The following is a 12,444-nucleotide window of genomic DNA, read 5'->3' on the forward strand; positions in this document are numbered from 1 at the left end:
TGAAAACGCACAAAGGTAGTCTTGGATGTTAACCGCACTCGTCATTGATGATGAACAATTTGCTCGTGAAGAGTTAGCAGAGCTATTGGATGAAACAGGCCAGATTGAGGTGATTGGCGACGCGTCAAACGCCATCATGGGGCTAAAGAAGATCAATGAGCTCAAACCTGATGTGGTGTTTCTCGACATACAAATGCCACAGGTGACGGGCATAGAGCTGTTGGGCATGTTAGACCCAGAGACCATGCCTTACGTGGTGTTTGTGACCGCCTACGATCAATACGCTATCCAAGCCTTTGAAGACAACGCGTTCGACTACTTACTCAAGCCCGTTGACCCATGCCGTTTGACAAAAACCGTCAAGCGCCTGAACAAAGTAATGAGTCAATCCGCGCTCACTCAGCAACTATCAGCCATCGCGCCCGAGAGCCTAGACCAGATACCTTGCATTGGACACAACCGCATTGTGATCATGGCAACCGAAACGGTTGAGTGTGCTTACAGTGACATCAGCGGAGTACATATACGCTCCACCAGCCAAACCGCCAGCACACAGCTCACGCTAAAAACCTTGGAAGAGAAAACCCCATTGGTACGTTGTCATCGACAGTATCTGGTTAGCATCAAAGCCATCAGCGAGATCAAGCTATTAGAAAACGGATTGGCCGAAATCATTACCAAAACAGGTTTTGAGATCCCTGTGAGCCGTCGTTACCTAAAGGTGCTCAAGGAGCTGTTAGGTATCAGCAGCTCAGCTCAGGCTCTGATGAACTCGTGTAGCAATTCCCAATGAAAAAGGCGACCTTGTGGTCGCCTTTTGATGTTTGATTGGTCTTAATCGACTTGCTTAATTTGCAGCTCTTTTGGTACTTCGAAGAACATGTTCTCTTCACGACCAAGCACTTCATCTACTGCCTCAGCACCAACCAGTTCTTTGATGCGATCTAGGATTTGGTTTACCAACTCTTCTGGTGCAGATGCACCCGCAGTCACACCGACTTTTACCTTACCCTCAAACCACTCTGGCTTGATGTCTTCTGGGCAGTCCGTTAAGTAGCCCGGAGTGTCTAGCTTTTCAGCCAACTCTTTTAAGCGAGTAGAGTTTGAAGAGTTCTTAGAACCCACAACGACCATCACATCAACATCAGCAGAGAGCTCACGCACAGCATCTTGACGGTTTTGCGTCGCGTAGCAGATGTCATCTTTACGAGGACCTTGAATGTCTGGGAATACGCGGCGTAACTCTTCAATTACGTCTGCGGTTTCATCGACAGACAATGTTGTTTGGCTTACGTAGTGCAGATCCGATGGATCTTTTACGATCGATTTTAGCTTCTCAACATCGGCTGGCGTTTCCACAAGGTACATACCGCCCGTCTCGCTAGAGTACTGACCCATTGTACCTTCCACTTCTGGGTGACCAGCATGACCAATCAGTACCACTTCCATATTTCGACGGCTCGCGCGCGCTACTTCCATATGTACTTTGGTTACCAGCGGACACGTTGCATCGAATACTGTTAAATCACGAGACTTCGCTTCTTGGCGTACGGCTTGTGACACACCATGAGCGGAGAAAATCACAATGTTGTCGTCTGGCACTTCGTGCAATTCTTCAACGAAGATAGCACCACGCTGCTTTAGACCTTCAACCACAAAACGGTTGTGTACCACTTCATGTCGAACATAGATTGGTGGCTGATACATCTCTAGCGCACGCTCTACGATGCTAATCGCGCGGTCAACACCAGCACAGAAACCACGTGGGTTAGCTAACAGGATTTTCATTTCATTGCTCATGGAAGTTATCTTTAATTTGGTTCGCTATTCTACTGACAAAATTTCGACTTCGAAAGTCACGTCTTGTCCCGCGAGTGGATGGTTGAAATCCACTGTCACTGAGTCGCCAGCAATCTCAGTAATAATGCCCGGGATTTCCATACCGTCTGGACCGCTGAATGCCATGATCGTGCCGACTTCAACTTCCACTTCGCCAACAAATTTAGTGCGGTCCATATGGTGGATATGGTCTGGGTTCGGCATACCAAAAGCATCAGCGGCTTTTAGTTCGATCGCCTTTTCTTCACCTACTTGTAAGCCTAGTAGGCATTGCTCAAAGTTCTCACTCAAGCTGCCATCGCCCATCACGAATTTAGCAGGCTTACCCATATTGTGTGTGCTGTCTGCTACAGAGCCATCTTGCATTTTGATGGTGAAGTGCAGCGTTACTGCTGAATCTTGATTTATTGTTGTCACGTTACTGCTTCCTTGTTCTTGGGTTGTCCAGCGTTCTGTCTGCTCACGTACTGTGATTGCTTTTTATTGTACGAAGATACGCGGATTGCGCTCCAACATAATAAAAAGCGTCGTTCGAATCAACGGACGACGCTTAGGGTTATTCGGTATATCGCAAAAGATTACTTGTCAGCATCCTTTTTGCGGAAGCCGTCAAGAATGATCATTGCCGCGCCAATACAGATAGTCGTATCCGCTAGATTGAATGCTGGCCAGTGATAGCTGCCCCAGAAGAAGTCCAGGTAATCAACAACAAAGCCGTGAACCACACGGTCAAACACGTTGCCCACTGCACCACCAATAATCAATGCATAAGCGATGTTGTTCCATTTTTCTTTGGCTGGAAGCTTACTCATCCAGTAAGTCAAAAGACCTGTCACAACAAACGCGATACCAGTGAACAACCAGCGTTGCCAGCCCGCTTGATCGCTCAAGAAGCTGAATGCTGCACCGTAGTTATGAACATAAAGTAGGTTGAAGAATGGCAGCACCTCAATTCGGTTTGCCCATCCGTAGCCCATGTTGTCCATTACCACCAATTTGATGCCAATATCGGCAATAAATACCAGAATTGCTAACCATAGCCAGCGAACTCCAGATTGCTTTAACGTCAGTGCTTTTTCACTCATTACTTTACCTACAAACAGCCCCAGTAAATACTGGGGCTGTTAATTTTAAAAAAAGTTCAGTCGTTCTAGGCAATTACGCGAATTTACGTACTTCACCTTCGCCGTCAACGTTCGACACACAACGACCACAGATCTTCTCGTGACCTTCGATTGTGCCTACGTCTGGCGTGTGGTGCCAACAACGGTCACACTTCTCGCCTTCAGCTGCTGCTACTTCAACAAACAAGCCTTCGATATCTGTCGCTTGTGCTGCATCAGTCTTCTCACCTAGAGACTTAACTTTCGCAGCAGATGTTAGTAGAACAAAGCGCAGTTCATCTTCTAGTTTGTTGATTTTCGCCGTTAGAGCGTCATCAGCAAATAGCGTCACTTCAGCTTGTAGTGCACCACCGATGGTTTTCTCTTTACGCGCATCTTCTAGAAGTTTGTTCACTGCACCACGAACCGCTTGGATCTCAGTCCAGAATTCGTTGTTCAGCTCTTCGCCTTCAGCAAGACCGAATAGACCGTCGAACCACTCACCAGTGAATACGAACTTGTCGCGCTCACCTGGCATTTCGTTCCAGATTTCATCTGCAGTGAACGACATGATTGGCGCCATCCAACGAACTAGCGCTTCTACGATGTAGTAAAGTGCTGTCTGACAGCTACGTTGAGCGTTGCCGCCACGTTTTGCTGTGTACTGACGGTCTTTAATTACGTCTAGGTAGAAAGAGCCCATTTCGATTGAACAGAATTGCATTAGACGCTGAGTCACACCGTGAGTGTTGTACTCTTCGTATGCTTTAACAATCTCTTCTTGTGCTGCTAGTGCACGACCAACCGCCCAGCGATCTAGCGCAACCATCTCTTCAACAGGAACGATGTCTGTTTCAGGGTTGAAGCCGCTTAGGTTAGCAAGGAAGAAACGCGCTGTGTTACGGATACGACGGTACGCATCTGCACTGCGTTTTAGGATTTCATCAGAAACCGCAACTTCACCAGTGTAGTCTGTTGAAGCCACCCATAGACGAAGAATATCAGCACCTAGCTTGTTGGTTACGTCTTTTGGTGCAACCACGTTACCGATAGATTTAGACATCTTACGACCGTGACCATCAACCACGAAACCGTGTGTCAGTACTTGTTTGTAAGGCGCTTCGTCTTTCATCGCGATAGATGAAATTAGAGAAGACTGGAACCAACCGCGGTGTTGGTCAGAACCCTCTAGGTATAGGTCTGCACTGTTGCCGTTGTACTCTTCACGAGCATCAACAACAGAGAAGTGAGTCACACCTGAATCGAACCATACGTCTAGTGTATCTAGAACTTTTTCGTATTGGTCAGCGTCAGCACCTAGTAGTTCAGCTGCATCGACATCCCACCATGCTTGGATGCCTTTCTCTTCAACGAGCTTAGCGACTTTCTCGATCAGCTCTAGCGTGTTTGGATGAAGTTCTGCTGTTTCTTTATGAACGAACAGAGCAATTGGCACACCCCAAGTACGTTGACGAGAGATACACCACTCAGGGCGACCTTCGATCATACCTTCGATACGGCTTTGACCCCACTCAGGCATCCACTCAACATTCTTGATTGACTCTAGTGCTTTAGCACGTAGGCCAGCTTGGTCCATAGATACGAACCATTGTGGTGTTGCGCGGAAGATGATCGGAGTCTTATGACGCCAACAGTGTGGGTAGCTGTGCTCGTATGCGTGGTGGTGTAGTAGTGCACCTTTTTCTTTCAGTACTTCTACTACTGCATCGTTCGCTTTAAATACGTGCTGACCAGCAAATAGCTCAGTGTCTGGTAGGTAAACACCGTTTGAACCAACTGGGTTTGCTACTTCTAGGTTGTACTTATTACCAACCGCGAAGTCTTCTTGACCGTGACCAGGTGCAGTGTGAACAACACCAGTACCTGAATCAGTTGTAACGTGATCACCAAGGATCGCCGGTACAGTGAAATCGTAGAATGGGTGTTGGAATTGAGAAAGCTCTAGGTCCGCACCTTTAGCAAAGCCAAGGTTGTGGAAATGCTCGATACCGGCACGGTCCATTACGTCTTTCGCTAGCTCAGCAGCAACAATGATACGCTCAGCGTTGTCGCCTTCTGTTTGGATAAGCACGTACTCTAGATCATCACGTAGACATACTGCGCGGTTTGCAGGCAGTGTCCAAGGTGTTGTTGTCCAGATAACGATAGATACGTCACCTTGGCCTTCGTGACCTTCAGTTAGCTCAAACTTAGATAGCAGTGCCGCTTCGTCAGCCGCTTTGAAGCGAACGTCGATAGATGGCGATACTTTATCTTTGTACTCAACTTCTGCTTCAGCAAGAGCTGAACCACAGTCTGTACACCAGTGAACTGGTTTAAAACCTTTAAGTAGGTGACCTTTGCTTGCGATCTTACCAAGTGCACGGATGATGTTCGCTTCAGTTGCAAAGTCCATAGTGTGGTATGGCTTGTCCCACTCACCCATGATGCCAAGACGCTTGAAGCTCTCTTTTTGACCTTCAACTTGACCTGCAGCGTACTCACGACATTTCTCGCGGAACTCAGCTGCCGTCACTTTTTGGCCTGGCTTGCCTACTTTCTTCTCTACCATCAATTCGATAGGTAGACCGTGGCAGTCCCAGCCTGGGATGTAAGGTGCGTCAAAACCTGAAAGTGTTTTGGATTTAATAATAATGTCTTTAAGAATCTTGTTTAGTGCGTGACCAATGTGAATGTCACCGTTCGCGTAAGGAGGGCCATCGTGCAGTACGAATGACTTTTTGCCTTTCTTAGCTTTACGGATTTCACCGTAAAGATCTTCTTTGTACCAACGCTTAAGCATTTCTGGCTCACGATTGGCCAGGTTGCCGCGCATTGGAAACCCTGTTTCAGGTAAGTTCAGGGTATCTTTATACTCACTCATCGATTCTTAATTCCGTTATATTGGGCGAAAATTAGACATTATGTTGCACGGTGGAATAAACCGCTCAACGCTTAAGCTGACGCAGCCACACCCTCGCTGCTTCAGCATCCAATTCGATTTGTTGTTTAAGTGCTTCAAACGACTCAAACTTTTGCTCATCTCTAAGTTTATGCAAAAGTTTCACTTCTAGCTGCTTGCCATATAAATTAGCGTGAAAGTCGAATAAGTGTACTTCTAACTGCTGGCGAACACCATTTACTGTTGGTCGTTGACCAATGTTAGCGACGCCACCCACAGGCTTATCTCCTAAGCCAAGCGCTTGAACAACATAAACTCCGGAAACCGGAGATACACAGCGTTTCAAAGGAATATTTGCAGTAGGGAACCCGATGGTTCGACCTAGCTTTCTTCCGTGTGAAACACGACCGGCAATGCTGTAATCTCTTCCCAGCATCTCTTGCGCGGAATGCAAATCATCACGAGCCAGCGCTTTACGGATAGCCGTGCTGCTCACTCGTAATTGCTGTAAACAAAAGCTTTGGGTACTGACAACTTCAAAGCCGTACTTTTCCCCTGCTTCTTGTAACATCGCAAAGTTACCAGTTCGGCCTTTGCCGAAACAGAAATCATCGCCGACGACAAGAAACTTAACACCCAATCGACCAACCAACAAGTCACGGATAAACTCTTCCGCCGTTAGGTCAGCAAAATGACGATTGAAGTTAACACACAGCAAACGATCGATGTCGAGCTTACTCAGCTGAACAAACTTATCACGCAGTCGCGTTAACCTCGCAGGTGCCTTATCTCGAGCAAACAGCTCCATCGGCTGAGGTTCAAAGGTCATCACAACCGAAGGCAACGAAAGTTTCTCCGCTTGTTCAGACACTTGCTGCAATACTTGTTGATGGCCTCTGTGTACGCCATCGAAATTGCCAATAGTCAGCACGCAGCCATGATGGTGCGACTTGATATTGTGAATGCCTCTAATCAGTTCCATTGGATACTGCTTTATGCCTCTGTTTTTACTTTGCACTGTGTGAAACTGACGGATTATATACCAATCAACCTTATTCTGTCCCAGCTTTTAGGTCTTTTAAACGCATGCCGAGTAAAAACACAACGGCTAGGTAAACGACAGCACCAAGTCCAACCAACATTCCTAGTACGCCACTGCGGTGAGCAAAGCTCCAACCCAACCACACAGACATGTCTTCAAGTTGCCATAAGATAGCCGCAACCATCGCTGCGCCAGCTATCACCAAACGTATAATAAAGAGGACAGTTCGCTTAGTGATTTGGTACACACCGGCAATATGCAAGCCGCGGTATAGCAGCGCCATGTTTACAAAAGCAGAAAGCGCCGTTGCGATAGCAAGACCAACGTAACCGTAGAAGTATGCAAAGATCGCGTTGAAGACCATATTCGTCACCATCGCAATGATGCCGTACTTCACTGGCGTTTTAGTGTCTTGACGCGAGTAGTAACCCGGAGCGAGAACCTTAATCAGCATGAAGTTAAGCAGACCTGATGCATACGCTAATAATGAGAGAGAGGCTTGATGTACGTCTTGCGGAGAAAACTCACCACGCATAAACAACACCATCAACATTGGCTTTGCGAGTACCATCATACCAAGCATTGCAGGAATACCTAGTAAAGTAACCATGCGTACGCCCCAATCCATCGTATGAGCAAAACCTTCACTGTGAGCATCTACGTGCTTACGTGATAATGCTGGGAGAATCACCGTGGCAATCGCAATACCAAATAGGCCAAGTGGGAACTCCAATAAGCGATCAGAGTAGTAAAGCCAACTGATAGAGCCTGTTTGCAAGAAGCTAGCAATAAAGGTGTCAAACAACAGGTTGATTTGGCTTACCGACACACCAAATAGAGCAGGAATCATAAGGGTGCGGATCTTCACCACGCCCGGATCGCGCCAGCCCCATTTAGGCTTAACCATCACTCCCGCTTTAATAAGGAAAGGAATTTGGAATAAGAATTGAACCAAGCCACCAAGAAGAACACCGATGGCAAGACCGATTTCTGGCTGCGATAGCTGCGGCGAGATAAACCATGCAGCCAAAATGATCATCACATTGAGGAAGACAGGGGTAAAAGAAGAAACCGCGAACTTACCTAACGTATTGAGGATAGCCCCCGAAAGCGCTACAAAAGTGATGAACCATAAATAAGGAAAGGTAATTTTGAGCATCACGCTGGCAAGTTCGAACTTCTCCGCCGCCGGGCCACCATGCATCCAGTCCAAGAACCAACCAAAGCCAAAAAGTGCCGTTACGACACCAGAGCCTAAAACCCCAAGAATGGTAACAATAGAGACAATCACACCTAACGTACCAGCAGCACGGGCAATCAACTCTCGGGTTTTGTCCATATCCCCTTGGGCGTGGCTTTCGGTTAGTACTGGTACAAAAGCCTGAGAAAACGCGCCTTCAGCAAACAGACGACGTAAGAAATTAGGGATTTTATTGGCAAAGAAGAAGACGTCGGCACTCGCGCCGGCCCCCATCAAGTTTGCTACTACTACATCACGAACTAAACCTAGTACGCGCGAAATTAATGTCATGGCACTGACGATCATGCCAGACTTGAGCAGTCGTTTACTCACTGTAACCTCGGAATATCACCAAAAGATAGCCAACCCTATTCCTCTAAGCCTTTGAAAGCTACAAATGGGCGTTAAAAATATATCCGTTTATTGTCAGATCTAAGCGGATAATTATTAGCAATGGTCTAAAAATGCTGTTAGAATCCCCGCCATCTTAACCGCGATGACCTTTGTTACCAAAATTTGTTTTGGTTTCGATTGGTTTTTGCACAAATCATTTGACATTTAGGCGCAAATGAGGGATATTCCTCGCCCTTAAATTGTCATAGAAATAAGTTTTTGGGAGTTAGACCCTTGGCAAATAGTAAATCTGCTAAGAAGCGCGCTATCCAAGCTGAGAAACGTCGTCAGCACAATGCTAGCCGTCGCTCAATGATGCGTACTTACATGAAGAAAACTGTTGCTGCTATCGAAGCAGGCGACAAAGAAGCTGCAACTGCTGCATTCGCTGCAGTTACACCTATCCTAGACCGTATGGCGACTAAAGGCCTTATTCACAAGAATAAAGCAGCTCGTCATAAGTCTCGTTTCACTGCACAAATCAAAGCTCTTTAATAGAGAATTGATTCCACAGTGAAGAAAAAACCGGCTCACGCCGGTTTTTTTATGCCTTTAATTTACTGTTACTAAAATGAAGGCATAAAAAAAAGCTGGCAATGCCAGCTTTTTCTCATTTGTGACCTGTCATCACGCGGTAGCTACCTCACAATAGAGACCATGAAGTGTTTGAATAAGCTCTTTCACTTGATCACTCTTTAATGTGTAGTAGACCGTTTGCGCTTCTTTTCGCGTTGCAACCAACTCATCGCGTCGAAGCCACGCTAAGTGCTGAGACAGTGCCGATTGACTCAACTCTAGTTTTGCGCAAAGCTCCCCGACCGAAAGCTCTTGATTATGCAGCATGCAAAGGATTTGTAGGCGTCTTTCATTTGCCATCGCTTTAAGCAACACGACAGCTTTGGCGGAGTTTTTCTCCATTTCTTGTAGATTCATGTGCTGTACCTCTAGCTACAACTTACTTTCCCCAACCCTGGCCAGTTTGTTGTGTTACAAAGATTTTATAATTTCGAGTTATAATTTTGTCGATAGTAATCTATTTATTTGCGCAACGAAACTTGTTCATTCAAACATTTGGCTAAAATCTGCATCACAAACATTCTTTACTGCTGGATGTTGTATCATTCGCTCGGCAAAAATGACGTAATACTCTTCCTTCAAATCGTCAACATGCCCAATTAATTGCAAATTGCGATCGTCCTCAATCTCAGACATGTACACCGTCGGTGCTAAGAAAATGACATCATCGCGATATCGAGCAAAGGCCTTCATTAACGCCACATCATCAAATTCACCCAATACATCTGGTTGCAATCCTTGACGATCAAACCACTGCAGTACTTTTCGCCCCATTGCTGTTCGGCTTGCTGGGATAAGTAGCTTCTTCTTCTCTAGGATTTCGGGGAACTTGACGTCTGGAGTTTCTGACGAAGCAAAAAAGCTCATGCTGCTTTCACCAAGCTTTTTACTATATAGACCAGGGCTTTGCGTCGAATCTACTGGACAGTCAGAAAGGATCATATCCAACTTGTGTTGCGATAAACGCTCTAGCAACAGTTCGTGAGTCGATTCATAACAACGTAAGTGAATACTATTGTCCTCTGGAACCGTGGTCATCAGCACTTTACTGACGAGACGTTTAGAGAGGGCATCGGCAACACCGACTTCGAATAGGATATTGGAGTGTTGGCTATAGTTGACGATATCGAGCATTTCGTAGCTCAACCCAAACATGCGATCTGCGTACTTAAATACCAGCTGTCCAAGCTCTGTTGGCTCTACCGTACGACCATTACGTTTGGTCAACTTCCCCTTCATACGGTCTTCAAGTGCTTTAATCTGCCCTGTCACAGTTTGTGGCGTCAGGAATAATGCATCGGCAGCTTTTGTTACCGAGCCTTGTTTACACACCATCCAGAAGTAATAAAGGTGGTTATAGTTTAAGTGCGACATAGCCATTCCCTAGAAAGAAGATGACACTTTTTATATCAAATGTGACAACGACAAACAATAACTTCGACAAAGCCTACACAAACATAAGAAAACAATAGTTTTACCGAAAACATCATATTCATACTGTCATAAAACTTGAAGCAAAACGCACTTTTTTAATCTGCTCTTAAAACTTATCAACAAAACAAAAGTGAAATCAAATCACATAAAATCAATAACTTATTTTCATGTGAATTTTTCTTCACAGATAACTATCAAAAAGAATAATAAAAATTCTCCATAGAAACTGAACTGTCATATTACTGAAATATTTCATCTCTAACATCGCCCTCAGTTTCAACAACAGACCAAATAAACGAACTGAAAGGTCCACGGAGAAAATTATGATGAACCAAGCTACTTCTACAGCAGCACCAATCTCGAGCACAACTCGCTGGTTACGCTGGGCTAACTTGGCATTCATGTTGTATCTGCTTCTTCTAGCAGTATCTATGGTTGGTAGCGGCTTCAAATGGGCAACTGGCGATCAAGCTAAAGTACTCTTTGAATTTGCGTCTCACCCAGTCGCTGGTCTAATGATCGGTTTGGTAGCTACGGCACTGATCCAGTCTTCCAGTACCGTAACGTCTATTATTGTGGGCTTGGTTGCAGGTGGTCTACCTGTAGAAACCGCTATCCCCATGGTAATGGGTGCTAACATCGGTACAACCGTAACAAATACACTTGTTTCGCTTGGTCACGTTCGTTGTAAAGACGAATTCAAACGTGCATTCGCAAGCGCAACAATCCACGACTTCTTTAACCTACTTGCAGTACTGATCTTCCTACCATTGGAAATGATGTTCGGCATCCTAGAGAAAATCTCTCACTGGTTGGTATCGCCATTGCTAAATACAGGTGATATGAGCATGAAAGGCTTTGATTTCATCAAGCCAATCACTAAACCAGTAGTAAGTGCAATCAAAGAGCCACTAGCAACATTTGGCGACACTATGGGTGGCGTAGCGCTAATCGCTCTAGGTATCGGTACTATCTTCGTAGCTATCACGGTTATGGGTAAGCTAATGAAGAGCCTAATGGTTGGTCGTGCACGTGACATCCTTAAGAACGCAATCGGTCGTGGTCCTATCCACGGTATCGTATCGGGCTCTGTAGTTACTGTTCTTGTTCAGTCTTCTTCTACGACAACAAGTCTAATGGTTCCACTAGTAGGCTCAGGAGTTCTAAAAGTACGTGACATCTACCCATTCACTCTAGGTGCAAACATCGGTACATGTATCACGGCTCTACTAGCAGCAACAGCGGTATCTGGCGAGTTCGCAGTATTCGCACTGCAAATTGCACTAGTACACCTAACGTTCAACATTCTGGCGACATTGTTCATCTTCGGTATCCCGTTCCTACGTGAGATTCCAGTGAAATGTGCAGAAGTAATTTCAGAACTAGCTATTAAGAATAAAGCGGTTGTAGCAGGTTACCTACTGGCAGTATTCATCTTGCTACCAGGCTCTATCCTTGCTCTGACAGCATAATAATAAGATTACCATCGCTTATTTTAGGCTCCACTTCGGTGGGGCCTTTTTTCGTTTTGGGGAAGCGAAAACGGGCTCGCCCTATGGAACGCTACGCTCCGGGATAAGGGATAAGGGATAAGGGATAAGGGATAAGGGATAAGGGATAAGGGATAAGACTCGATTATATCCACCTAGGACGGTAAGTTCTGTCAATACTCTCTAACCTTCACTGAGCTTCCAGCGCCACACTCTCGCTACCTACAGCAAAGTGCTTTCATTTCTTAATCACGCAGTAAACTGTGGGAAAAGAGATTCCCGACGACGCTCCTTCGTCGCTTTCGGGAATGACACCGTTTGATTTCAGAGTGCTTGAACGTCATCCTCAAGAGCGAGGCACGTATATGGACTCCCCTAGTAATGCAAGAAGCTTAAGTTAGCGGTTTACAAGTGCACGTATATCC

11 protein-coding genes are annotated in these 12,444 nt (G+C 45.7%); 3 read left to right on the forward strand and 8 right to left on the reverse strand.

Features of this window, described 5'->3' with window-relative positions; genetic code table 11:
- Nucleotides 1-25 precede the first annotated feature (25 nt).
- On the forward strand, nt 26-793 hold the full coding sequence (btsR, locus tag KIV40_RS17520; protein ID WP_285350479.1) for a two-component system response regulator BtsR: 768 nt from the start codon (nt 26-28) through the stop codon (nt 791-793).
- A 41-nt stretch (nt 794-834) separates the two neighbouring features.
- On the opposite strand, the gene ispH is transcribed toward btsR, so the two are convergent.
- From ispH to murJ, 6 genes are all read right to left on the reverse strand, one after another.
- On the reverse strand, nt 835-1,800 hold the full coding sequence (gene ispH, locus KIV40_RS17525; protein ID WP_285350481.1) for a 4-hydroxy-3-methylbut-2-enyl diphosphate reductase: 966 nt from the start codon (nt 1,798-1,800) through the stop codon (nt 835-837).
- 24 nt (nt 1,801-1,824) lie between these two features.
- Nucleotides 1,825-2,256 carry an FKBP-type peptidyl-prolyl cis-trans isomerase gene (fkpB, locus tag KIV40_RS17530; protein ID WP_285350482.1) on the reverse strand — a complete coding sequence of 144 codons (432 nt, stop codon included), beginning with the start codon at nt 2,254-2,256 and terminating at the stop codon, nt 1,825-1,827.
- Nucleotides 2,257-2,417: 161 nt separating this feature from the next.
- On the reverse strand, nt 2,418-2,924 hold the full coding sequence (gene lspA, locus KIV40_RS17535; RefSeq protein WP_005425321.1) for a signal peptidase II: 507 nt from the start codon (nt 2,922-2,924) through the stop codon (nt 2,418-2,420).
- A gap of 73 nt (nt 2,925-2,997) precedes the next feature.
- On the reverse strand, nt 2,998-5,826 hold the full coding sequence (gene ileS, locus KIV40_RS17540; RefSeq protein ID WP_285350483.1) for an isoleucine--tRNA ligase: 2,829 nt from the start codon (nt 5,824-5,826) through the stop codon (nt 2,998-3,000).
- 64 nt (nt 5,827-5,890) lie between these two features.
- The gene (gene ribF / locus KIV40_RS17545; protein ID WP_285350485.1) at nt 5,891-6,826 is read right to left on the reverse strand and encodes a bifunctional riboflavin kinase/FAD synthetase; all 936 of its coding nucleotides are present in this window, start codon (nt 6,824-6,826) and stop codon (nt 5,891-5,893) included.
- A gap of 70 nt (nt 6,827-6,896) precedes the next feature.
- Nucleotides 6,897-8,459, reverse strand: a complete 1,563-nt coding sequence (gene murJ, locus KIV40_RS17550; RefSeq protein WP_103413568.1) for a murein biosynthesis integral membrane protein MurJ — start codon at nt 8,457-8,459, stop codon at nt 6,897-6,899.
- A gap of 294 nt (nt 8,460-8,753) precedes the next feature.
- Between murJ and rpsT the strand changes: the two genes are divergently transcribed.
- The gene (gene rpsT / locus KIV40_RS17555; RefSeq protein ID WP_005447926.1) at nt 8,754-9,014 is read left to right on the forward strand and encodes a 30S ribosomal protein S20; all 261 of its coding nucleotides are present in this window, start codon (nt 8,754-8,756) and stop codon (nt 9,012-9,014) included.
- A gap of 132 nt (nt 9,015-9,146) precedes the next feature.
- Here the strand turns inward: rpsT and KIV40_RS17560 are convergent, their stop codons facing one another.
- Both KIV40_RS17560 and nhaR read right to left on the reverse strand, forming a co-directional pair.
- Entirely contained in the window at nt 9,147-9,452 is a 306-nt protein-coding gene (locus KIV40_RS17560) for a metalloregulator ArsR/SmtB family transcription factor (RefSeq protein WP_005533257.1), read from the reverse strand.
- 126 nt (nt 9,453-9,578) lie between these two features.
- Nucleotides 9,579-10,469 carry a transcriptional activator NhaR gene (gene nhaR / locus KIV40_RS17565; protein WP_010646590.1) on the reverse strand — a complete coding sequence of 297 codons (891 nt, stop codon included), beginning with the start codon at nt 10,467-10,469 and terminating at the stop codon, nt 9,579-9,581.
- 386 nt (nt 10,470-10,855) lie between these two features.
- Between nhaR and KIV40_RS17570 the strand changes: the two genes are divergently transcribed.
- Nucleotides 10,856-12,001: a Na/Pi symporter gene (locus tag KIV40_RS17570; RefSeq protein WP_285350489.1), complete on the forward strand. Its 1,146-nt coding sequence runs from the start codon at nt 10,856-10,858 to the stop codon at nt 11,999-12,001.
- Nucleotides 12,002-12,444: the final 443 nt, after the last annotated feature.

It is taken from the genome of Vibrio sp. D173a, from assembly GCF_030248475.1.

Bases quoted from the DNA above. Each gene is read 5' to 3' on its own strand.
- btsR (WP_285350479.1), top strand. From the start codon at position 26: ATGTTAACCGCACTCGTCATTGATGATGAACAATTTGCTCGTGAAGAG.
- ispH (WP_285350481.1), bottom strand. From the start codon at position 1,800: ATGAGCAATGAAATGAAAATCCTGTTAGCTAACCCACGTGGTTTCTGT.
- lspA (WP_005425321.1), bottom strand. From the start codon at position 2,924: ATGAGTGAAAAAGCACTGACGTTAAAGCAATCTGGAGTTCGCTGGCTA.
- ileS (WP_285350483.1), bottom strand. From the start codon at position 5,826: ATGAGTGAGTATAAAGATACCCTGAACTTACCTGAAACAGGGTTTCCA.
- ribF (WP_285350485.1), bottom strand. From the start codon at position 6,826: ATGGAACTGATTAGAGGCATTCACAATATCAAGTCGCACCATCATGGC.
- KIV40_RS17560 (WP_005533257.1), bottom strand. From the start codon at position 9,452: ATGAATCTACAAGAAATGGAGAAAAACTCCGCCAAAGCTGTCGTGTTG.
- nhaR (WP_010646590.1), bottom strand. From the start codon at position 10,469: ATGTCGCACTTAAACTATAACCACCTTTATTACTTCTGGATGGTGTGT.
- KIV40_RS17570 (WP_285350489.1), top strand. From the start codon at position 10,856: ATGAACCAAGCTACTTCTACAGCAGCACCAATCTCGAGCACAACTCGC.